Below are 22,816 nucleotides of genomic sequence, written 5' to 3' on the forward strand. Positions count from 1 at the left end.
TTTTTTATATTTTTGAAATAAAATCGATTATTCTTTGACATGCTTTTCCATCACCATAAGGGTTATGTAAAGAACTCATTGAGTTATATTTTGTTGAATTATCTAATAATTCTTGTGTTTCTTTTATAATTTTATCTGTATTAGTACCAACTAAAATAACAGTTCCTGCATCTACAGCTTCTGGGCGTTCAGTGGTATCTCTCATTACAAGAACAGGTTTACCTAAACTTGGCGCTTCTTCTTGTACACCTCCACTATCTGTTATAATTAAATAAGATTTGTTCATTAACCAAACAAAAGATGGGTAAGAAAGTGGTTTTACTAAATGAATATTATTAACATCTCCTAAAAGCTCATTTACAGGTTTTAATACATTTGGATTTAAATGTACTGGATAAATAATTTCTACAGTAGGATTTTTTAAAGCTATCTCTTTTAATGCTGCACAAATATTAATAAATCCTTGTCCATGATTTTCTCTTCTATGCCCAGTTACTAGAAGAATTCTATTATTAAAATTAATTTCCTCTTTTAAAGCTACAACCTCTTCATTATCTAAATCTTCTACTCTGTTTGAGCTTTCTAACAAAGCATCTATAACAGTATTTCCAGTAACTACAATACTTTCTTTAGAGGTATTTTCTTTTAATAAATTTTCTTCAGATTTTACAGTTGGAGCAAAATGATACGTTGCTACTCTACCTGCAACTTGTCTATTCATTTCTTCTGGAAACGGAGACAACATGTTATTGGTTCTTAAACCTGCTTCTACATGACAAACTTTAGCTCCGGAATAAAAACCTGCTATACTTGCTGCCATGGTTGTTGTTGTGTCTCCATGAACGTATACAAAATCCGGTTTAAAAGATTCTAGAATAGGTTTTAAACCAGAAATAACCTCGCCGGTTAAGTTATATAAGTTCTGATTTGGCTTCATTAAGCTTAAATCATAATCTGGTGTGATATCAAAAAAATTTAAAACTTGATCTAACATTTCTCTATGTTGACCTGTTACACACACCTTTGTTTCAAATCTATCATCAGCTAAAAACTGATTTACTAAAGGTGCCATCTTAATAGCTTCTGGTCTAGTACCAAAAATAATTAAATTTCTTTTTTTCATAATATTAATAAATTAATTTATAACTATATAAATTTCGTTTTATAATTAGTGTACAAAATACTTCTTATAATTAAAACTATTCAATTTGGTGAATAAAATCTATATATTTCCAAACTTATACACTTAATTAAACATTTATACCTCGTTATTTTTCGGTATATATACTTCTAATAAAGAAAGTAAGTTATTTGATACAACTTCCAGATCCATAGCTTTAGCTGGAATTAAAATAGTTTCTCCTTTCTTTATACTCTCTTTATTTCCTTCTAAACTAATTTCACCTTCTCCTTCAACACACATATATACTACAAAAGAATCTATTTCTTTTAGGCTTCTTAAAAAAACACCTTTAACATTAAGTTTATTTGTTTTAAAATATTTACAAGAAAGTATATTTTCTGTACTATTTATAGTATTTAAATATTTTAAATTACAAGTATTGTCTTTTGAAAAGTCTAGAGCGTCTATAGCTAAACTTGTATGAAGTTCTCTTTCATTTCCTTCTAAATCTACCCTATTCCAATCAAAAACTCTATAGGTTATATCTGAAGTTTGTTGAATTTCTGCTATTAAACTACCTTTACCTATTGCATGAATTGTTCCTGATTCTATAAAAAAAGAATCTCCTTTTTTTATATTCTCTTTATTAATTAAATCTAAGACATTATTATTTTTAATTGCTTCCAAGTAAAAACTTTTATTAACACCTTTTTTAAAACCTACATATAACTTAGCGTTTTCCTCGGCATCTAAAACATACCACATCTCTGTTTTCCCAAAAGAATTATGTCTTTCTTTAGCTAAATTATCATTAGGGTGTAACTGTATAGATAAATTTTCTGAAGCGTCTATAAACTTAAATAATAAAGGAAATTCTGCACCAAAATTATCATATACTTGCTTTCCTACAATTTTGTGTTTATATTTCTTAATTAGTGATTTTAAACCCGTTCCTTTTAATACTCCATTCTCTACTACAGAAACATTAGATTCTAGTCCTGAAACCTCCCAACTTTCACCAATTTTATCTTTTGTACTTTTCTTATTAAATAAATGCACCAATTTATTTCCTCCCCAAATTTTTTCTTTCAAAATAGGGGTAAACTTAATTGGATACACTATATCTTTATTTATTATCTCTTTCATTATATAAAAACAACTTAAGCTATTTTTGGTATTAAAATAATTTAACTCAATCTTGATTTAAGATCAAAATAATATTTCTTACCAAAAATTACCAATAAACTTAAAAATACACCTAGAAAAAGCCATGCAGAAATTATAATAGTTCCTTTTGGCTCTGTCTTAACATTAGGCACTGAAACTGGTTTTATAATTGTAAAAACTGGGGTATCTTCTTTAACTTGAATTTGTTGTGTTTCAATTTGTTTTGCTAGTTCGCTATATACACTGTATGCTAAATTGTATTCAGATTGTAGATTTGCTAAACGAGTTTGAGACTTAGCAGAAGTTAAAAACTTATTTCTATCTTGATAATTTGCTAATTGAAATTGTTTCTTTTTATATACTTTTTCTGCTTCAATATACCTCTCTTTTATAAAACCAAGCTTACTAGATGATTTTTCTATCTTAAAATCTATTATATATGATTCTAATAACTTTTGGGTATTATAAGTTAAACCAGCGGCTAAAATAGGTTGTGGCATTACTCCTGAGACTCTTACAGAATTGTCTTCATCACTAATTGTAAGTGATATACTACCTTTTAAAATTTGAAATAATTGTTCGTCTTTATTTGAAATGTATAAAATACTATCAGAAACACTAAGTTTTTTAGTTTCTTTATCTTTACCTTCTCCTTTTAAACTATTAATTATAACACCTGGTAAACCAATTGTATATTTTTTTAAATTTGATATTAACCCTGGAGAATGTATATTAGTATAATACTCTTCAAAAGTTATTGCTTTCTTACCTTCTTCCTTTAAAAGGGGTAGTTTAACTAATTTTCTTTGAAAAGGCACGCTGTTTATTATCTCTGAATACAAACTTAAAGGAATACCTTCATCATTTCCACTACTTCCAAAACTAACTCCTGCCAACGCAGCTAAACCTCCAAGATTACCGCCTCCTTTATTAGATGACCCCTGAGGAATAAAAACCGTAGATGTGGAGAATTTTTTTGGTGTAAAAATTGCAAAAAATAATCCTAAAAGAAAAAATACAAACACAAACTTTATAATAGTTTTTTTATTATCAATTAGTGTTTTAAATATTGATAATAAATCTATTTCTTCTGTTTCTTCTTGATTCATATAATAAATATTATTTTACTAAAGTATTAATTAAAACACCTAAAGTGGCTAAACTTGTTGTTATACCAATTATTTCTTGTGTTGAAAGCGAATTCTTTCCAGAAGTTTTATGAGGAACTAATATTAATGCACCTGGCTCTAATTTAGGGTATGATTTAAAGAATAAAAACTTTTTTGTAGATTTTATTTCTCCATTTGCATAAACAACATAAGTGTTTCCTTTTCTTGCATTTGCTGAAAACCCACCCGCACTATTAATATAATCTTTTAAAGAGTTTCCTTTATCAAACCTTATTACTGCTGGAGACAAAACCTCTCCTTGTACCTCTACAGTTTGTTTTACTGAAGGAATAAATAACTTATCACCAGCTTTTAAAATTAAATCAAATTTAGATTTCTTCTTTTTTATAATTTGCTCTAAATCTATTCCTATTCTATTATTACCGCTTTTTGTAAGTACAATAGAATCTTGTTTTGTATTTAAATTATTTACAGCGCTATTTTGACTGTCTTTACTAACATCTCCACCTGAACTTCTAATTAATGTAGCTCCTTTTACATATGCATATGGAGAAACTCCTCCGGCTTTTTCTAATAAATCTGAAATACGTTCTTCCTTATTTTCTAAAGCATATCTACCTGGGTAATTTGCTTCACCTACAACCGAAACACTTTTTTGAACTGTAAAACCTTTAATAAATCTAACTGAAACCCTGTCAAAAGGTTCTAAAAATACAGCTTCTTTATTATCACTTGTTAAATTACTTGAAGTAGAAAGTCTAATGTTTTTACTTATAGTTTTAAAAGTACCATCATTAGACCTTCTAGATATATCTATTGAACTTGAATCTGCTCCTTCTTTAAATCCTCCAGATATTGCAATTAAATCTTCAATTTGCATATTCTCTACAAATTTAATTGTCTGTGGTTTATTTACAGCTCCGTCAATAGAAATAGTATATTCCTCTTGTAATTCATTTGTACTAAAAATATGAACTCTATCTTCTCTTTGTAATTTAATATTGCCTATATTGTTTAATACTTCTTTTACTGAAAAAGATTTAACTTCTTGCTTTACACCATCTTTACTTCTATAAATAATCCCTCTATTTAAAAACGCATTATCTTTAACACCTGCAGCTTTTTTAATAATATCTGCAACTGTTAAATTTGGTGTTAACTCAAAATCACCAGGCCTATAAACGGCTCCTTCAATAGATACTCTGTTTTCAAATCTATCAATTACCCCTTTAACCTCAAACCTATCTCCATCTTTTAACTTAAAATTATTAACATTTTTTAAATTTATTTCACTTATTTCTCTTTGGCTACCATTAACCCTATTAACAGTTATAATTTCTTTATAAGCATCTGACTTAAACCCTCCAAAATAAGTTATTAAATCCTTTAAAACTTCACCTTCTTTAAACTCATAAGCTCCCGGTCTTTTTACTTGTCCTTCTACAAATATTCTATTAACATAAGGGCTAACAATAATTATATCTTGATCTCTAACCAAAACATTACCTTCTTGTTTTCCTTCTGTTAAGTATTTATAAATATCAAAATTCGCTAATTGTTTACCATCTCTAAATATTTTAACGTCTCTAAAAGTACCATTGGTTGTTGGCCCACCAGATGCATATAGCGCATTTAATACAGAAGACAGCGCACTTAGACTATAAGTTCCCGGAACCTTTACTTCTCCAATGATATTTACTTGAACCGTTCTTACACTAGTTAATGCAACATCAACATTAATTTTATTATAACTAGAATTTGAAGAAATTATACCTCCATATATCTTTTTTAAAGACGAAATAATTTTTGCTTTTGCATCTTTAATAGAAAGTCCACTTACATAAACTGGACCTATGTTTTTTATTCTTACAGAACCATCTACACTAACTTTTTCGCTATAACTATTCTCCGCAGCTCCCCAAATATCAATTAACAATTTATCTCCCGGGCCTAATTGGTAGGTTTCAGGAGTTGCTAAATTTAAATTTGGTGTAAAAGAAATATTAGGATTAGAGAAAAAATCAAACCCAAAATGTTTACTTTTAACTTTATTTTCTAAAGATTTTGAGCCAGAATGGCCAAATTCATTTTGCTTCGGGTTATTTTTTTCTTCACTATTTGTACCGTTAGGAGTGGAAACTGTTTTTGTTTGCAAACTATTAACCCTCTGTTTAAACTTTAAAAAATCCGCACTTGATATTCCTTTTGTAGAGGCTATCTGTTCAAGCTGATTTAGTGTAAGTCCTTTTTCTTGCGCACTCTCCCAATACGCAGACACCTGACTGTCAGACATTTTATCTACATTAGATATATCATTAATATTTTGTGAAATTGATATTTCTGATATACTAAATAAAATTATTGTTAAAAAAAATAATATTTGTGATCTTTTCATTTCTATAGATTTCAATTTAAATATGCTGTTTTAATAACAACATACTATATTTTATAAAACGGGTGTGATGCTTGTGCTTTTTTTGCAAATGTATGATATTCTCCCTTTAAACCAATAGGTTGTGCGTTTCTTATTTCATGAACGATCTCTACTGCCTGCCTTGCCTCTTCTAACCCACAACCTTTATCATTTAATATATCTTGATAAACTTTTGTATGTAAATCAGTAAATCCTGAACTGAACTCGAGTTCCTCACCTTCAATTGTTATAGATCTATAAGTTCTCTGCCCTCTTTCTTTTATTTTTTCGGGAAGAACATCATAATTTATTGACAAGAACCAAAGTACTCTTGCTCTTTTAAATTCTAAATAACCAGATGCTCTATCATGAGTTTGTACGTGTACAACACTTTTCTCCACATCACCAAAAATCCATGCTAACATGTCAAAAAAATGAACACCTATATTTGTTGCTATACCCCCAGATTTTGAGCTATCTCCTTTCCACGAAGTATAATACCAATTACCTCTTGAGGTTAGGTACGTTAGGTCAATATCAAAGATTTTATCTTTAGGAGCAGCATCCACTTTAGCTTTTAATGCAATAATACTAGGATGTAATCTTAATTGTAAAATATTCCAAATTCTTTGACCAGATTCTTTTTCCATTTTTTGAAGTGCATCTATGTTCCATGGATTTAATACTAATGGTTTTTCACAAATAGCATCAGCACCTCTTCTTAACGCCATTCTTATATGAGAATCATGTAAATAATTTGGCGTACAAACACTTACATAATCTAATAAAACACCTTTTTCATATTTTAATTTTTCTAAATGCCTATCAAACCTTTCTGGCTCGGTAAAAAAATTTGCATTTGGAAAATAACTATCCATAATACCTACACTATCAAACCTATCTAAAGCTGCTATTAAAGTATTATTAGTCTCTTTAATTGCTTTTAAATGCCTGGGCGCTATGTAGCCAGAAGCTCCTATTAATGCAAAGTTTTTCATTTAAATCTTACTGATTTTTAGCATGCTAATATACTGTTTTTAATTTCTATTTTCCTATTTGACAATACTCGAATCCTTGCTCTTCTAATCTAAAAGAGTTATACTGATTTCTAGCATCAAAAATGATATTCCTTTTTAACTCTTTTTTTAGCTGATTAAAATTTGGTGCTCTAAACTCTTTCCATTCTGTTAACAAAATTAAAGCATCAGAATTTTTTACAACTTCATACTTTTCTTTACCGTAAAAAACATCTAAGTTTTTGAGGTATATTTCTTTAGCCTCAATCATGGCTTTTGGGTCGTATGCTTTAACTTTTGCTCCTTTTTTTATCAATTCAGAAATTATATAAATTGATGGCGCTTCTCTCATATCATTAGTTTCAGGCTTAAATGACAACCCCCAAATTGCAAATGTAAAACCTGTTAAATCTTCACCAAATCTGTTTGTAATCTTTTTTAAAAAATGTTTTTTCTGATTTATATTAACTTCATTTACTGATGAAATTAACGACGGATTATACCCATTTTCTATACCTATTTGTATTAAAGCTGAAATATCTTTCGGAAAACAAGTACCTCCATAACCAATTCCTGGATAAATAAAATTATAACCAATACGAGAATCTGAACCAATACCAACTCTTACTTTGTTAACATCTGCTCCAACTTTCTCACAAATGTTTGCTATTTCATTTATAAATGAAATTTTTGTAGCTAACATGGCGTTGGCTGCATACTTTGTCATTTCCGCAGAAGCAATATCCATTGATATAAAGCGATCATGTGTTCTAAAAAAAGGACTATATAATTGTTTCATCCGATCAAAAACATCTTCATCTTCTGCCCCTATTACAACTCTATCAGGTTTCATAAAATCGTTAACAGCTGCTCCTTCTTTTAAAAACTCTGGATTAGAAACTACATCAAAAGAAATATCTAAATTTCTTTTTTGAATTTCATTAGTTATTATTTCTTTTATTTTAAAAGTAGTTCCTACCGGCACTGTAGATTTTGAAACAATTATTTTATGGGAATTTATATTTTCTCCTAATGTTTTTGCTACTTTATAAACAGCCGATAAATCCGCCGTTCCATCTACTTTCATTGGAGTACCTACCGCAATAAAAATTATATCAGAATTATGAATCGCTGCTTCAACTTTAGTTGTAAAAAAAAGACTTTTATTTAAATTATTATGAACCAATTCTTTTAATCCAGGTTCATAAATTGGCAAAATACCTTTGTTTAAATCAGCTATTTTTTCTTGATTTAAATCAACACATGTAACATTACTTCCCGTTTCAGAAAAACACACACCTGTAACTAATCCAACATAACCTGTACCTATAACAGTTATTTTCATGTTTTTAAACTATTTTTTTTTACAATCTACACTAAAGACTTTTATCTTTAGTCTTTTTTGAAACTGCATTTTTCACATCGTATACTACAGATTTCTCTTTTAGTAAAGAAGGAAAATTTAACTCTTTAAATTCATCATGCGCAACTGTTAATATTATCGCGTCAAACCTCTTTATTGGAAGCGTTTTTGTAGAAACCAACTCATATTCTTTAAAGACTTCTTTTTTGTTTGCCCAAGGATCATAAATAACAACATTTGTACCAAACTCTTTAAGAGAAGCAACTACATCAACCACTTTTGTATTTCTAACATCTGGACAGTTTTCTTTAAAAGTAATCCCTAAAACCAACACCTCAGCATCTTTAACTGGAACGTCTTTTTTAATCATTAGTTTTACAACTTCAGATGCTACATATTCTCCCATACTATCATTTAGGCGTCTACCAGCCAAAATAATTTCTGGATTATACCCATATTCCTGTGCTTTTTGTGCTAAATAATAAGGATCTACACCAATACAATGACCACCAACTAAACCTGGCTTAAACGGCAAAAAATTCCATTTTGTACCAGCAGCTTCCAAAACATCGTGTGTATTAATATCCATTAACCCAAATATTTTAGCCAACTCATTCACAAAAGCTATGTTTATATCTCTTTGCGAGTTTTCTATTACTTTGGCAGCTTCAGCAACTTTAATTGTAGGTGCTAAATATGTACCAGCAGTAATAACCGACTTATACAAAGCATCTACTTTTTCCCCAATTTCAGGAGTAGATCCGGAAGTTACTTTTAATATTTTATCTACCGTATGCTCCTTATCTCCTGGATTTATACGTTCTGGTGAATAACCTGCAAAAAAATCTTTATTAAAAATTAATCCTGATGATTTCTCTAAAACCGGCACACATTCTTCTTCTGTTGCCCCAGGATAAACAGTAGATTCATAAATAACAATATCTTCTTTTTTTAAAACGCTACCTACAGTTTCACTTGCTTTTATTAATGAAGTTAATACTGGTTTATTATTACTATCTACAGGTGTTGGAACTGTAATTATAAAATAATTACAATCTGCAATATCTTCCGAAGAAGTTGTACAAAACAACCCGTTTTCATTTGAAATTCTTTTCACTAAAACTGACTGTAATAAATCGTCTTCTAATTCTAAAGTTGTATCGGAACCTTTCATTATAGACGTTACTCGTTCTTTATTAATATCAAATCCAATTACTGAATACTTTGTAGCAAACAATCTTGCTAATGGTAATCCAACATATCCTAGCCCAATAATAGCTATTTTTGGTTTATTCATTCTATTATAAGTTATTCCAATACCATTTTACAGCTTCTTTTAATCCTTCTTGCAAAGAAAACTGTGGATTGTAATTTAATATTTTTTTTGCTTTATCTACACTTGCTAAAGAATGCGGGATATCTCCAACGCGATTTGGGCCGTGGTTTACATTAATATTCGATATAGTTTCATCGAATTCTGAAAGATATTCTTTTAAATATCCAACTAAATCATTTAATGTATTTCTTTCTCCATAAGCTACATTATAAACAGTATTAATAGCGTCTGGATTTGTAGTAATTAAAGATAATATATTTGCTTGAATTACATTATCAATATAGGTAAAATCACGTGAAAAATTTCCATCACCATTAATTGTTGGAGATTCGCCTTTCATAAATTGCTTAACAAATTTAGGAATTACTGCTGCGTATGCTCCTTCAGGGTCTTGTTTTCTACCAAAAACATTAAAATACCGTAAACCTATAGTTTCTAAACCATAGTTTTTTGCAAAAACATCCGCATATAATTCGTTTACATATTTTGTAATAGCATATGGAGAAAGTGGCTTACCTATTGTTTCTTCTACTTTTGGCAAATCTTTAGAATCTCCATAAGTTGATGAACTTGCGGCGTAAACAAAACGTTTTACACTTGCTTCTTTTGATGCAACAAGCATATTTAAGAAACCACTAACATTTACATCATTTGAAGTAATTGGGTCATTAATTGAACGAGGAACAGATCCTAAAGCAGCTTGATGCAAAACAAAGTCAACACCTTTAACCGCTTTTTTACAATCTTCTAAATTTCTAATATCTCCTTTTATTAAGGTAAAACTATCATTCTTAAACAAATCAATGATATTTACTTCTTTACCAGTAGAGAAATTGTCTAAGCAAATTACTTTGTTATTCTTTTCTAATAAAACCTCACAAAGATTAGAACCTATAAAACCAGCTCCACCGGTTACAAGAATTATCTTTTCTGAAAGGTTTATGTTCATATATATTTTTTTAAAATTCTTTTGATAAGATATCAAAAATACAAAAAAGAATGAAGAATTATACTTAAAATAAAAAAGTCCTTGATACAATATCAAGGACTCTTAGTTGTGGGCAATGAGGGATTCGAACCCCCGACCCCCTCGGTGTAAACGAGGTGCTCTGAACCAACTGAGCTAATTGCCCGATTTATATTTTAATTCCTAATCTGGAAAGGAATCTTGTGGGCAATGAGGGATTCGAACCCCCGACCCCCTCGGTGTAAACGAGGTGCTCTGAACCAACTGAGCTAATTGCCCTCAATTGCGGATGCAAATATAAGAGAGTTTTATAAATTGACAATATTTTTCTTGTTTTTTTACAAAATTTCCGCCACAACAAAAGTACTACCTCCAATATAAATAAGGTCTTCCTTGTTTGCTGACAACAATGCTCTCTTATAAGCTTCATTTACAGAGAGAAAGCTTTTGCCTTTTAAAGAAAACCTAAACGCATTTGTTTTTAATATTTCCTCATCCAAACCTCTTGGTATATTCGGTTTGCAAAAATAATAGGTTGCTTCTTTAGGAAATAATGGTAAAACCGCTTCTAAATCTTTATCTGAAACAACACCTAAAACAATATGTAGTTCTTTTTTTTCTTGTTGCTGTAATTGTTCTAAAGTATATTTTAAGCCTTCTTTATTGTGTGCAGTATCACAAACTACAGTTGGCTTTCTTTGTAAAATTTGCCAACGTCCTTTTAAATTTGTGTTTTTTACTACATTTAGAAGTCCTTTTTTTATGTTTATATGTAAAACTTTAAATTCCTTTAATTGCTGAATAGCTGCAACTACAGTTTTTATGTTTTTTTGTTGGTAACTCCCAAGTAAATCTGTTTTGTAGCTTTCTTTTATTTCTTCTGAAGCAAAAATAATTTCAGATTGGCATTCTTCCGCTTTAGCTAGAAAAACATCTTTAACTTCTTTTTGATATTCTCCGATAACAACAGGAACATTTGGCTTTATAATCCCTGCTTTTTCAAAGGCTATTTCTGGTAAGGTTTCTCCTAAAAACTGTGTGTGATCTAATCCTATATTAGTAATTACTGAAATTTCTGGTGTAATAATATTTGTTGAATCTAATCTCCCACCTAAACCGACTTCAATAATGGCAATGTCAACTTTTTCTTGAGCGAAATAATTAAATGCCATTCCAACTGTCATTTCAAAGAAAGATAATTGTTGTTCTTCTAAAAATTCTTTATTTCTTGTTATAAATGATGAAACTTTACGCTTCGGAATTTCCTTGCCGTTAATTCTTATTCGCTCAGTAAAATTCTTTAAATGTGGTGATGTATACAAACCAACTTTATAACCTGCTTCTTGTAAAATTGATGCCAACATGTGGCTTGTAGAACCCTTTCCGTTTGTACCACCAACATGAATTGATTTAAACTTTTTATCAGGAAAATCTAATTCTTCTGAAAACGCTATTATATTGGTTAAATCTTTTTTGAATGCTGTTTTACCCTGTCTTTGATACATTGGTAATTGAGCAAACATCCAATCTAAGGTTTGTTGGTAAGTCATTTTTTATTTCTTTTCAAAAGATAGTTTTAAAAATCAGATTCCTGCTCTCGCAGGAATGACAGATACACAAATGTAAGTGTTTATTTAGATAATGAGAACTTATAGATTATAGTTCCTTTTTGCTTAATTGGTGCATTTCCATCAGCATTCCATTTTGTTTTTAACGCAGCTTCTTGTGCAGGTTTCAATAAACACGGAGCTGTATTTGTTGACCCTTTTACTCCCGGGACAGCTTTAATTACACGCCCATTATTATCAACTTCTATACTAACAACAACAGTTCCTTCTTCTTGACAATCTGGTTTTTGAATGGGTTTAGATAATGCTTTTCTTCCTGATAAATTATAGTTTCCTCCAGAACCACTTCCTGAATTTCCATAATACTTATTAGAATTAGGATCTCCGTTTTCATTTCCTTTTACACCAGGTTTGTCATCATCTCCTTCACCTTTTGGTGCTCCATCAGATGAATTACCATTTAACAAATTATCTAATGCATTTTGTGCTTCTTTAGATGGTTTTGGTTTTGGCTTCTCTTTTGGAACCTCTTTTTTAGGCTCTTCTTTTACAGGTTCTTTAGGTGTTTCCTTTGGTATTTCTTTTACTTTTTCAACAACAGGAACATCTTCTGCTGTATCGTCAGTAATTATTTCTTCTTTAATTATTTCCTTCGGAATTTCTTTTACTTCCTCAACAACTTGTTCTTCTAATTTTTGTTCGGTTGGTTGTGCTTTAGTTTTTTCAACTGGCTCTCCACTTCCAACTTCTGAAGTTCCAAAATTAATTGCAAGACCATATTCTTCTGGTGGATCAAGATATTTCATTCCAAAAGAAAAAATAACATATAACATTAATAACAACAGAATTGAAGTTATTACTGCTGATTTACGTTTATGTTTTGTGTTCAGAATTGTCATATTTATTTTTAAGATTCCTGCCTTCACAGGAATGACAGAAAGTTATTTACCTTTTACAGCTAAAATCATTTTTAGTTTATTCTTGTTAGCAATGTCTATTACTTTCATTACGTTTTTATATGGAACATCTTTATCACCACGAATTACAATTGTTTTCTTTTTATCGGCTCCAACTGAATTTAGCAATTTTTGTTCCAAGTTAGCTAAACTAACTTTAGTTTTATCTATATAAAATGTTGAATTCTTAGAAATTGTTACAGCAACCGCAGTTTGATTCTCGGTTTTCCCGCCAGCTTTTGGCAATAAAACGTCAATTGCGCTTACTGTTACCAAAGTTGATGTTAGCATAAAAAAGATTAACAGCAAAAAAACAATATCTGTCATTGACGACATATTGAAATTAGGGTTTACTTTATTTCTTCCTCGTAAATTCATTCGTTTAAATGTTTATTCGTTTATCTGTTTAAAAGGTTTATTTGTTAAACAAACTAACTGTGCTACTGAATACTGCTTACTGTTTACTTTTTAAACCGGTTCGTTTAGTAAATCTAAAAACTCTACAGATTTTGCTTCCATCTGATACACAACTTTGTCGGTTCTTACCACCAAGTGATTGTATGTTATGTAGGCAATAATACCTACAATTAAACCTGCAACTGTTGTTGTCATTGCTGTATATAATCCGTCGGAAAGTAATTTAATATCTATTTGTCCGCCAGCATTTGCAATTTCATGTATAGCGACAATCATACCAATTACGGTTCCTAAAAAACCAATCATTGGTGCAGCTCCTGCAATTGTTGCTAAAACAGAAACGTTTCTCTCTAATTGATATACTTCTAATTTCCCTGCATTTCCAATTGCTGTATTTATGTCTTCTAAAGGTTTACCAATTCTAGAAATTCCTTTTCCTATTAAATTTGCTGTTGGAGTTTTTGTAGTATCACATAAAGCTTTTGCGGCTTCTAATTTTCCATTAGAAACGTAATCTTTAATTTGATTCATAAAGTTTTTATCAACTTTTGAAGCTGCTTTTATGGCGAAAAATCGTTCGAAATAGATATATAATGCAACGGCCAACAATACAAACAATATTGTTATTATTATTTGACCTCCAATTCCGCCATCCATAATTAAATTATAAATAGACAGTGTTTTTTCTTCAGATACTACTTCTTCTAACAAATCTTGATTTTCTTGAATAAATGAGATCATTAATTAGTGTTTTTGTTCTTTATAGTTAACGACTTTCTTTTTTTAAAATTGTTTTAAAATGAAACCTGATAAGTTTTTTATGCTTATCAGGTTTTATTTTAATGCGCTATTTCTTTTGCGTTAGGGATTGAATGGCATGTTTGAGCTCTTTTTTACTTTTTTCTAGTAAAAAAAGCGAGTAATGAAAGCCCGCCCGAACGCCCTAATTATTATTTTATATTAATGTTCTAATCCCCATAAAGGCAACTGAACCTACTACAAAACCGATTAAAGCTAACCAAGATATTTTTTTAAGGTACCAGAAAAAATCTATTTTTTCCATTCCCATTGCAACTACTCCGGCAGCTGAACCTATAATTAACATAGAACCTCCTGTTCCAGCAGCAAAAGCAATAAAGTGCCATAATTCATTATCGATAGATTCTGTAAACATACCTAAACTTGCTGCTACTAATGGTACGTTGTCTATTACTGCAGAACCAACTCCTAGTAACATTACCACTAAATCTGACACGCCTTCTCCGTGTAATTCTGTTCCCATCATTGGTATTGTTTCTTTTAAGTTTTGTGCAAAACCAAAAAGGATACCTAAAGATTCTAAAGCTGCAACTGCCATTAAAATTCCTAAGAAAAATAAAATACTTGGCATTTCAATTTTAGAAAGCGAACTGTGTACTGGACTATGGTGTGCGTGCTCTTCATGCCCAACTGCTTCTTCTCCTTCTACACTTGAAATTGAGAATTTAGATCTACTATAAATTTCTGCAAAAGTTGCTACTACGGCAAGTGACAACATCATACCAACATAAGGTGGTAAGTGAGTTGCTGTTTTAAAGAATGGCACAAAAACAATCATCCCTAGACCTAAATACAACATTCTTGCGCTATTTGGTCCTGGTTTACTAGTATCACTTTCATCTACTTCTATATCTCCTTGAAAAGCAGATAATCTTGATGCAATTACTGTTGGAACAATCATACATAATAATGATGGTATAAATAAGTATATAAATAACATTCCTGCACTTACTTTTTTACCAATCCACAACATTGTTGTTGTTACATCTCCAATTGGAGACCACGCTCCACCAGCATTAGCCGCAATAATTATTAAACCTGCAAACCAAATACGGTCTTCTCTCTTTTTAACTATTTTTTGAAGAATAGAAATAAGTACAATTGTTGCTGTTAAGTTGTCTATAATTGCTGATAAAACAAAAGCAAGAATACAGAACATCCACAATAATTTCTTTTTACTTTTAAAGTTAACATAACTTTTAATTGTAGAAAATCCATCGAAATAATCAATAATTTCTACAATTGTCATTGCTCCTAATAAGAACACTAAAATTTCTGCAGTTTTTCCTAAATGATGCAATAATGTTTCTTCCATTAAGTGCATTTTACCATCATGGTTTAATGATGTGTATGCATCTGTTAGTAAACTATGACTGCTAGAATCGAACCATTGAGTAAAACCATCTACGCCAACTGCTACCATTGCCCAACAAATAGCCATCATTGCTAAAGCTGGAATCAATTTGTCTAGTTTTAAATTGTGTTCTAATGTAATGGCTAAATAACCAAGTACAAAAATTAAAATAATAAATGCTTCCATTTGTGTTTGTTTAGATTAGTTGTTTTAATGCTATTTCGAAAGCTGTTTTACAGATTTCTTGTTTACTATTGTTTTTTTGATGTGTTTTAACCAAAGCTTTTCTAATAGTTTCTGATGTATCATCAAAAATCTCTTGATCTATCATTGGTAATGCTACTCTTGATTCCATAAAATATGCAAAAACACGAGCTATACCACAGTTAGATATAAAGTCCGGTAATAAACTTAAATGTTTGTCGGTATATTCCATAATTGGTCCAAAGAAAATTTCTTTGTCTGCAAAAGGTACATTTGCTCCTGGAGAAATTACTTCTAAACCAGTGTCAATCATTTGTTGAACTTGATTTTCAGAAACTAACCTTGAAGCTGCAGCTGGAACAAAAATTTCTGCTGGTAAAGACCAAATTTTTTCATTTATTTCTTCAAAAGAAATCATGTTATCTGCAACTAATTTGTTACCGTCTTTTCCTAAGAACAAATCAGTCATTTCTTGCATTGTAAAGCCTTCTTCATTTATTAAACCACCATCGCGATCAATAATTCCAACAACTTTTGCACCTAATTGTGTTAAGTAATATGCTGCCGCAGAACCAACATTACCAAAACCTTGTACTATTGCTCTTTTACCAACAATATTTCCTCCGTAAATGTTATAATAATGTTTAACAGCTTCGGCAACACCGTAACCGGTTAACATATCTGCAACTGTATATTTTCTACTTAAATCTGGTGAGAATTTCTTATCCTCTATAATTTTAATTACACCTTGGCGTAACTGTCCAATTCTATTAATTTTATCAGCTTCAGTTGGTTTAAAGTGACCGTTAAAAATTCCTTCTTGTGGATGCCAAACACCACAATCTTCCGTAATTGGAATTACATCTTTATCGGCATCTACATTTAAATCCCCTCCTGTTCCGTAATAATGTTTAAGTAACGGAGTTACAGCTTTGTACCATCGTTCTAAAACACCTCTTTTTCTTGGGTCATTTGGATCAAAGTTAATACCTGATTTTGCTCCACCAATTGCTGGTCCAGAAACGGTAAATTTAACCTCCATTGTTTTGGCTAAAGATAAAACTTCATTCATATCCAAGCCTTTTCTCATACGTGTTCCACCACCTGCGGCTCCACCACGTAGAGAATTTATTACAGTCCAACCTTCTGCTTCTGTTTCTGGATCTTTCCAATTAAAAACTATTTCTGGTTGTTTGTTTTCGTATTTTTTAAGTAATTCTTTCATTTTTAAATTTTGATGATTATTTCAACTTTAGTTTTTCTTCTCTTTCAATTATTTATTTCTTACCTAAAAAAGTTAAAGTTGATTCATGCTATAAAATGATTTTGGTTAATTTACTTTGTTCCTAACAAACTTACTGTAAAAAAATGAAGGTTCAAATAATTTACTTTAAAATTCTTTTGGTGTAAATATTTTACCAGAAGAGTGATTTTTTTCAGCTCCAGTTACACTCATTAAACAATTAACCTGATTATCAACACGTAACAAACCTAAAAAAGCAAAAACCAATGCTTCTTTAAAATTAATTAGCTCTTTAGATGGAATAATCATTTCAATATTTTTATTTTGATTGATTTTTTTGATTAAATACTCATTAAAAGCACCACCTCCTGTAACTAAAACTGTTGCATTTTTAGGAAACACTTTTGCAATTGCCCAAGCTGCATGATCTGTAAAAGTTCTTAAAATGTCTTGTGGTTTTCTGCTTGAAGATTCTAATCTTGGTATAATTTCTTTTAAAACCCACTCTAAACCCAAAGATTTTGGTGGTTTTACTTTATAATAATCTAACATTCTTAAATTGGATTCTAGTTGCATTAAAAATGTTCCTCTTGAAGCAGTTATTCCTTTATCATCATATTCTAAACCTAATTTTTGAGCATATCTATTTAAAACAATATTTACAGGACAAATATCAAAAGCAATTCTTTTATCGTCTTGCTTAAAAGAAACATTTGCAAACCCTCCAAGATTTAAACAATAATCATATTCAGCAAACAATAACTCATCTCCAATTGGTACTAAAGGTGCACCTTGACCACCAAGTTCTACATCTTGCGTTCTAAAATCACAAACTACTTTCTGTTTGGTTAAATCTGCCATAATTTGTCCATTTCCAACCTGTAAAGTAATTCCTTTATCAGGTTGATGTAAAACCGTGTGTCCGTGAGAAGCAATAAAATCAATTACTTCAATTGAAAATTTAGCAATAAAGTTATTTATTTTTTCAGCAAGTAATGTTCCATAAGATATATCAAGCTCTATTAATGCATTTTCTGAAAATGAAATTGCATTTTGTAATAGTTTTTTCCATTCTTCTGAATAAGAAACTGTATTACAATGAACAATATTGAAGTTTTTATAATCCTGATTATCAAACTTAACATACACTAAATCTACACCGTCTAGCGACGTTCCAGACATAACTCCTATTGCAAAAACTTCATTTTTAATCATATTAGTAAAAATAAGAAATCTCTACTAAAAATATGCTACGAAATCGATATCTTTGCATTCGAAAATTACGAATTAAATTAGATACAAACATGGATTTTAGTTTATCAGAAGAACATATAATGATTCGCGATGCCGCGAGAGATTTTGCACAAACAGAATTATTACCTGGAGTTATTGAAAGAGATAACGCACAAACCTTCCCTAACGAATTGGTTAGAAAAATGGGAGATTTAGGTTTTATGGGAATAATGGTTGATCCAAAATACGGCGGAAGCGGGATGGATGCAATTTCTTACGTATTAATTATGGAAGAATTATCTAAAATAGACGCATCCGCATCTGTTATGGTTTCTGTAAATAATTCATTGGTTTGTTACGGTTTAGAATCTTACGGTTCTGAAGCTCAAAAACAAAAATACTTAACAAAATTAGCTACTGGAGAGCAAATCGGAGCATTTTGTTTATCGGAACCAGAAGCAGGTTCAGACGCAACTTCTCAATCTACAACTGCTGAAGATAAAGGAGATTATTACTTATTAAACGGAACAAAAAACTGGATTACCAATGGTGGTCGTGCAGGTGTTTATTTAGTAATTGCACAAACTGATAGAGAAAAAGGACACAGAGGAATCAATGCTTTTATCGTTGAAAAAGGCATGGAAGGTTTCCATATTGGTCCTAAAGAAGATAAATTGGGAATCCGTGGAAGTGATACTCATACTTTACAATTTAACGACGTAAAAGTTCCTAAAGAAAATAGAATTGGTGAAGACGGATTTGGATTCAAATTCGCGATGAAAACACTTTCTGGAGGTAGAATTGGTATTGCTGCACAAGCATTAGGTATTGCTGCAGGAGCGTATGAATTAGCTTTAAAATATTCAAAAGAGCGTAAAGCATTTGGAACAGAAATCTGTAATCATCAAGCAATTGCCTTTAAATTGGCAGATATGCACACAGAAATCGAAGCTGCAAGAATGTTGGTTATGAGAGCTGCTTGGGATAAAGATCAAGGAAATAATTACGATATGTCTTCTGCAATGGCAAAATTATACGCATCAAAAGTTGCTATGGAGCACACTGTAGAAGCCGTTCAAATTCATGGAGGAAACGGTTTTGTAAAAGAATACCACGTTGAGCGTTTAATGCGTGATGCAAAAATTACTCAGATTTATGAAGGAACTTCAGAAATTCAGAAAATTGTAATTTCAAGAGGTGTTATCAAAGGATAATTAAACACTCTTTATAATATAAAAAAGTCCATCATTAATTTGATGGACTTTTTTTATGGCGTTACCACAAGGGTCGCGCTTTCCGTACTCGCTTTTTGCTCATCCTTCACAAAAGAGCTCAAACAAAACTTCAATCGCTAACGCGGGCGTACTTGCTAATTATTTTTCAAATTCGATATTATGTAAATGCAAACCAGATGCTGGCGCAATATTTTTTAAAAAGTCAATAGTATTATTAGGTTCAAGACTTTGTTTAATAAACTCTAAATCAAACTCACCTTTGCCTAAATCGTGTAAAGCTCCCATAATTAAACGAATCTGATTTCTTAAAAAACCACTTCCTTTAACAATTAAAACAAAACTCTCTTTAGGAAAAAACGAAGCTGTTATTTCAGTATTCTTTTCAATACTACAAAAAACAATTTCTCTATTCACTTTAGTTTCAGCAGAAGGTTTGGTACAATAGTTTGTAAAATCATGAAATCCAACAAACAACTCTGCACCTTTTTTCATTAGTTCAATATCCAATTGCTCTCTAAATCGATTTAAAAACGGAGCTGCAAATGGATGATTCTTTTCACCAAAAGAAAAGTAATATCGATATTCTTTAACTTTAGGATGATTGATAACATTAAATTTTTTGTCTATGTTTTCAATCTTTAAAGCTCGCATATCACTTGGAGCATTATGATTAAAATCAGTCATAAACTGATTAAAATCAACTTCTACATCAATAAATAACTGAAAGGCAAAATAATTTGCTGAAACTCTTGCATCAGTTCTACCAACACCAAGGCTTTTAAGCCGAATATCTTTATAAATAAACTTTAGTGTTTTATCTAAAAAAAGATGTCCTGTTTTTAAATTAGGTTGTTTTTGCCAACCATGAAATCTAAACCCTAAATATTGGATGGTTACTAAATACGTATGCTTATAATTCATTTTTTAAAAATAAGGAAAGTTTAGCGCAAAAAAAAAGCTCTTAGTTAATTTAACTAAGAGCTTTAAAAGCAAGGCAACGACCTACTCTCCCACCTATTGGCAGTACCATCGGCGCAAATGGGCTTAACTTCTCTGTTCGGAATGGTAAGAGGTGAGCCCCATCGCTATAATCACCTTAAAATGTTCAGTATATTTCAACTGTATAAGTTGACATAAAAGTAAAATAATATCATAAATTATCAAAGAGTTTCGTCTCCCTTCCGAAGAAGGGAAACCTACATAAGCCTATGGGTTATTAGTACTACTCGGCTACATGCATTACTGCACTTACACCTATAGCCTATCAACGTAGTAATCTCCTACGACCCTTTAAAGAAATCTCATCTTGTGGTGGGTTTCGCGCTTATATGCTTTCAGCGCTTATCCCTTCCCGACGTAGCTACCCAGCAATGCTCCTGGCGGAACAACTGGTACACCAGCGGTCAGTTCAACTCGGTCCTCTCGTACTAAAGTCAAATCCACTCAAATTTCTAACGCCCACAGCAGATAGAGACCGAACTGTCTCACGACGTTCTGAACCCAGCTCGCGTGCCACTTTAATGGGCGAACAGCCCAACCCTTGGGACCTTCTCCAGCCCCAGGATGTGACGAGCCGACATCGAGGTGCCAAACCCCCCCGTCGATGTGAGCTCTTGGGGGAGATCAGCCTGTTATCCCCGGAGTACCTTTTATCCTTTGAGCGATGGCCCTTCCATGCGGAACCACCGGATCACTATGCTCTACTTTCGTACCTGATCGACCTGTATGTCTCTCAGTCAAGCTCCCTTATGCCATTGCACTCTACGCACGGTTACCAAGCGTACTGAGGGAACCTTTAGAAGCCTCCGTTACTCTTTTGGAGGCGACCACCCCAGTCAAACTACCCACCACGCACTGTTCTCATTGCTGAGTTAGACTCTAGATAAGCAAAGGGTGGTATTTCAAGGACAACTCCACAACGCCTAGCGACGCCGCTTCAAAGTCTCCCACCTATCCTACACATTACTTATCCAAAACCAATACGAAGCTATAGTAAAGGTTCACGGGGTCTTTTCGTCCCGCTGCGGGTAATCGGCATCTTCACCGATACTACAATTTCACCGAGCTCATGGCTGAGACAGTGTCCAGATCGTTGCACCATTCGTGCAGGTCGGAACTTACCCGACAAGGAATTTCGCTACCTTAGGACCGTTATAGTTACGGCCGCCGTTTACTGGGGCTTCATTTGATTGCTTCGCCGAAGCTAACAACTCCACTTAACCTTCCAGCACCGGGCAGGTGTCAGGCCTTATACATCATCTTTCAATTTAGCAAAGCCCTGTGTTTTTGATAAACAGTCGCCTGGACCTTTTCACTGCGGCCACGCCGAAGCGTGGCGACCCTTCTCCCGAAGTTACGGGTCTATTTTGCCTAGTTCCTTAGCCATGAATCTCTCGAGCACCTTAGAATTCTCATCCCAACTACCTGTGTCGGTTTACGGTACGGGTTCTTATAATCTGAAGTTTAGAGGTTTTTCTTGGAAGCCTTTACACACACTCCACGCAGCCGAAGCCTTGTGGTACTTTCCTAATTCAGCTAGACTGGCGGATTTGCCTACCAATCTAATACCTACTTAGTTAAACGTACTATTCCGTCAGTACGCGGTGTTTTCATTACTCCGTCACCCCATCACAATTATAAGAAGTACAGAAATATTAATCTGTTGTCCATCCACTACCCCTTTCGGGTTCGCGTTAGGTCCCGACTAACCCTCAGCTGATTAGCATCGCTGAGGAAACCTTAGTCTTTCGGTGTGCGGGTTTCTCGCCCGCATTATCGTTACTTATGCCTACATTTTCTTTTCTATGCGTTCCAGCATACCTTACAGTACACCTTCTACACCCATAGAATGCTCCCCTACCACTTATACTTAGTATAAATCCATAGCTTCGGTAATATGTTTATGCCCGATTATTATCCATGCAAAACCGCTCGACTAGTGAGCTGTTACGCACTCTTTAAATGAATGGCTGCTTCCAAGCCAACATCCTAGCTGTCTAAGCAGTTTCACCTCGTTAGTTCAACTTAACATATATTTGGGGACCTTAGCTGATGGTCTGGGTTCTTTCCCTCTCGGACATGGACCTTAGCACCCATGCCCTCACTGCTGAGTAACATTTTATAGCATTCGGAGTTTGTCAGGAATTGGTAGGCGGTGAAGCCCCCGCATCCAATCAGTAGCTCTACCTCTATAAAACTTTCGCTCAACGCTGCACCTAAATGCATTTCGGGGAGTACGAGCTATTTCCGAGTTTGATTGGCCTTTCACCCCT

The 22,816-nt window shown here is 32.2% G+C and carries 17 protein-coding genes, 2 tRNA genes and 2 rRNA genes (1 of these 21 running past the window's edge); 1 reads left to right on the forward strand and 20 read right to left on the reverse strand.

Annotated features, from left to right (window positions below; all coding sequences use genetic code 11):
• Positions 1 to 4: 4 nt before the first annotated feature.
• The 17 genes from wecB to LPB136_RS06710 form a co-directional block, all read right to left on the reverse strand.
• Entirely contained in the window at positions 5 to 1,123 is a 1,119-nt protein-coding gene (gene wecB / locus LPB136_RS06630; RefSeq protein ID WP_072555372.1) for a non-hydrolyzing UDP-N-acetylglucosamine 2-epimerase, read from the reverse strand.
• A gap of 135 nt (positions 1,124 to 1,258) precedes the next feature.
• Positions 1,259 to 2,242: a type I phosphomannose isomerase catalytic subunit gene (locus LPB136_RS06635; RefSeq protein WP_072556938.1), complete on the reverse strand. Its 984-nt coding sequence runs from the start codon at positions 2,240 to 2,242 to the stop codon at positions 1,259 to 1,261.
• Positions 2,243 to 2,310: 68 nt separating this feature from the next.
• Entirely contained in the window at positions 2,311 to 3,399 is a 1,089-nt protein-coding gene (locus LPB136_RS06640) for a Wzz/FepE/Etk N-terminal domain-containing protein (RefSeq protein WP_072555373.1), read from the reverse strand.
• A gap of 10 nt (positions 3,400 to 3,409) precedes the next feature.
• Positions 3,410 to 5,815: an SLBB domain-containing protein gene (locus tag LPB136_RS06645; RefSeq protein WP_072555374.1), complete on the reverse strand. Its 2,406-nt coding sequence runs from the start codon at positions 5,813 to 5,815 to the stop codon at positions 3,410 to 3,412.
• A 44-nt stretch (positions 5,816 to 5,859) separates the two neighbouring features.
• Complete coding sequence (locus tag LPB136_RS06650) at positions 5,860 to 6,831, reverse strand: Gfo/Idh/MocA family protein (protein ID WP_072555375.1); 972 nt, start codon at positions 6,829 to 6,831, stop codon at positions 5,860 to 5,862.
• 46 nt (positions 6,832 to 6,877) lie between these two features.
• Positions 6,878 to 8,194, reverse strand: a complete 1,317-nt coding sequence (locus tag LPB136_RS06655; RefSeq protein WP_072555376.1) for a UDP-glucose dehydrogenase family protein — start codon at positions 8,192 to 8,194, stop codon at positions 6,878 to 6,880.
• A 31-nt stretch (positions 8,195 to 8,225) separates the two neighbouring features.
• Complete coding sequence (locus LPB136_RS06660) at positions 8,226 to 9,509, reverse strand: nucleotide sugar dehydrogenase (protein WP_072555377.1); 1,284 nt, start codon at positions 9,507 to 9,509, stop codon at positions 8,226 to 8,228.
• A gap of 4 nt (positions 9,510 to 9,513) precedes the next feature.
• On the reverse strand, positions 9,514 to 10,497 hold the full coding sequence (locus LPB136_RS06665; RefSeq protein ID WP_072555378.1) for an SDR family oxidoreductase: 984 nt from the start codon (positions 10,495 to 10,497) through the stop codon (positions 9,514 to 9,516).
• A gap of 109 nt (positions 10,498 to 10,606) precedes the next feature.
• Positions 10,607 to 10,681: transfer RNA gene (locus tag LPB136_RS06670), tRNA-Val, on the reverse strand.
• Positions 10,682 to 10,719: 38 nt separating this feature from the next.
• Positions 10,720 to 10,794, reverse strand: a tRNA-Val gene (locus tag LPB136_RS06675).
• Positions 10,795 to 10,853: 59 nt separating this feature from the next.
• Positions 10,854 to 12,065, reverse strand: a complete 1,212-nt coding sequence (locus tag LPB136_RS06680; RefSeq protein WP_072555379.1) for a bifunctional folylpolyglutamate synthase/dihydrofolate synthase — start codon at positions 12,063 to 12,065, stop codon at positions 10,854 to 10,856.
• Positions 12,066 to 12,145: 80 nt separating this feature from the next.
• Entirely contained in the window at positions 12,146 to 12,982 is an 837-nt protein-coding gene (locus LPB136_RS06685; protein WP_072555380.1) for an energy transducer TonB family protein, read from the reverse strand.
• A 42-nt stretch (positions 12,983 to 13,024) separates the two neighbouring features.
• The gene (locus LPB136_RS06690; protein WP_072555381.1) at positions 13,025 to 13,417 is read right to left on the reverse strand and encodes an ExbD/TolR family protein; all 393 of its coding nucleotides are present in this window, start codon (positions 13,415 to 13,417) and stop codon (positions 13,025 to 13,027) included.
• Positions 13,418 to 13,507: 90 nt separating this feature from the next.
• Entirely contained in the window at positions 13,508 to 14,197 is a 690-nt protein-coding gene (locus LPB136_RS06695; protein WP_072555382.1) for a MotA/TolQ/ExbB proton channel family protein, read from the reverse strand.
• Between the two features lie 214 nt (positions 14,198 to 14,411).
• The gene (gene nhaD, locus LPB136_RS06700) at positions 14,412 to 15,815 is read right to left on the reverse strand and encodes a sodium:proton antiporter NhaD (RefSeq protein WP_072555383.1); all 1,404 of its coding nucleotides are present in this window, start codon (positions 15,813 to 15,815) and stop codon (positions 14,412 to 14,414) included.
• 10 nt (positions 15,816 to 15,825) lie between these two features.
• The gene (locus LPB136_RS06705; protein WP_072555384.1) at positions 15,826 to 17,058 is read right to left on the reverse strand and encodes a Glu/Leu/Phe/Val dehydrogenase dimerization domain-containing protein; all 1,233 of its coding nucleotides are present in this window, start codon (positions 17,056 to 17,058) and stop codon (positions 15,826 to 15,828) included.
• A gap of 165 nt (positions 17,059 to 17,223) precedes the next feature.
• Complete coding sequence (locus tag LPB136_RS06710; protein WP_072555385.1) at positions 17,224 to 18,291, reverse strand: anhydro-N-acetylmuramic acid kinase; 1,068 nt, start codon at positions 18,289 to 18,291, stop codon at positions 17,224 to 17,226.
• 89 nt (positions 18,292 to 18,380) lie between these two features.
• On the opposite strand from LPB136_RS06710, the gene LPB136_RS06715 reads away from it, so the two are divergent.
• Positions 18,381 to 19,523, forward strand: coding sequence for an acyl-CoA dehydrogenase (locus LPB136_RS06715; RefSeq protein ID WP_072555386.1), 1,143 nt, complete (start codon positions 18,381 to 18,383; stop codon positions 19,521 to 19,523).
• Between the two features lie 159 nt (positions 19,524 to 19,682).
• Here the strand turns inward: LPB136_RS06715 and LPB136_RS06720 are convergent, their stop codons facing one another.
• The 3 genes from LPB136_RS06720 to LPB136_RS06730 all read right to left on the reverse strand — a co-directional run.
• On the reverse strand, positions 19,683 to 20,465 hold the full coding sequence (locus LPB136_RS06720; RefSeq protein WP_072555387.1) for a tRNA pseudouridine synthase A: 783 nt from the start codon (positions 20,463 to 20,465) through the stop codon (positions 19,683 to 19,685).
• 68 nt (positions 20,466 to 20,533) lie between these two features.
• Positions 20,534 to 20,643, reverse strand: a 5S ribosomal RNA gene (gene rrf, locus LPB136_RS06725).
• Between the two features lie 98 nt (positions 20,644 to 20,741).
• Positions 20,742 to 22,816: ribosomal RNA gene (locus LPB136_RS06730) — 23S ribosomal RNA — on the reverse strand (it continues 800 nt past the right edge of the window).

It is taken from the genome of Tenacibaculum todarodis, from assembly GCF_001889045.1.
GTDB lineage: Bacteria > Bacteroidota > Bacteroidia > Flavobacteriales > Flavobacteriaceae > Polaribacter > Polaribacter todarodis.

What these genes read in the sequence shown, in the direction of transcription:
- LPB136_RS06660 (WP_072555377.1), bottom strand. Translation starts at nt 9,509, where the DNA reads ATGAATAAACCAAAAATAGCTATTATTGGGCTAGGATATGTTGGATTA.
- LPB136_RS06695 (WP_072555382.1), bottom strand. Translation starts at nt 14,197, where the DNA reads ATGATCTCATTTATTCAAGAAAATCAAGATTTGTTAGAAGAAGTAGTA.
- LPB136_RS06720 (WP_072555387.1), bottom strand. Translation starts at nt 20,465, where the DNA reads ATGAATTATAAGCATACGTATTTAGTAACCATCCAATATTTAGGGTTT.
- LPB136_RS06685 (WP_072555380.1), bottom strand. Translation starts at nt 12,982, where the DNA reads ATGACAATTCTGAACACAAAACATAAACGTAAATCAGCAGTAATAACT.
- LPB136_RS06710 (WP_072555385.1), bottom strand. Translation starts at nt 18,291, where the DNA reads ATGATTAAAAATGAAGTTTTTGCAATAGGAGTTATGTCTGGAACGTCG.
- LPB136_RS06690 (WP_072555381.1), bottom strand. Translation starts at nt 13,417, where the DNA reads ATGAATTTACGAGGAAGAAATAAAGTAAACCCTAATTTCAATATGTCG.
- LPB136_RS06640 (WP_072555373.1), bottom strand. Translation starts at nt 3,399, where the DNA reads ATGAATCAAGAAGAAACAGAAGAAATAGATTTATTATCAATATTTAAA.
- LPB136_RS06705 (WP_072555384.1), bottom strand. Translation starts at nt 17,058, where the DNA reads ATGAAAGAATTACTTAAAAAATACGAAAACAAACAACCAGAAATAGTT.
- LPB136_RS06650 (WP_072555375.1), bottom strand. Translation starts at nt 6,831, where the DNA reads ATGAAAAACTTTGCATTAATAGGAGCTTCTGGCTACATAGCGCCCAGG.
- LPB136_RS06645 (WP_072555374.1), bottom strand. Translation starts at nt 5,815, where the DNA reads ATGAAAAGATCACAAATATTATTTTTTTTAACAATAATTTTATTTAGT.
- LPB136_RS06655 (WP_072555376.1), bottom strand. Translation starts at nt 8,194, where the DNA reads ATGAAAATAACTGTTATAGGTACAGGTTATGTTGGATTAGTTACAGGT.
- wecB (WP_072555372.1), bottom strand. Translation starts at nt 1,123, where the DNA reads ATGAAAAAAAGAAATTTAATTATTTTTGGTACTAGACCAGAAGCTATT.
- nhaD (WP_072555383.1), bottom strand. Translation starts at nt 15,815, where the DNA reads ATGGAAGCATTTATTATTTTAATTTTTGTACTTGGTTATTTAGCCATT.
- LPB136_RS06665 (WP_072555378.1), bottom strand. Translation starts at nt 10,497, where the DNA reads ATGAACATAAACCTTTCAGAAAAGATAATTCTTGTAACCGGTGGAGCT.
- LPB136_RS06715 (WP_072555386.1), top strand. Translation starts at nt 18,381, where the DNA reads ATGGATTTTAGTTTATCAGAAGAACATATAATGATTCGCGATGCCGCG.
- LPB136_RS06680 (WP_072555379.1), bottom strand. Translation starts at nt 12,065, where the DNA reads ATGACTTACCAACAAACCTTAGATTGGATGTTTGCTCAATTACCAATG.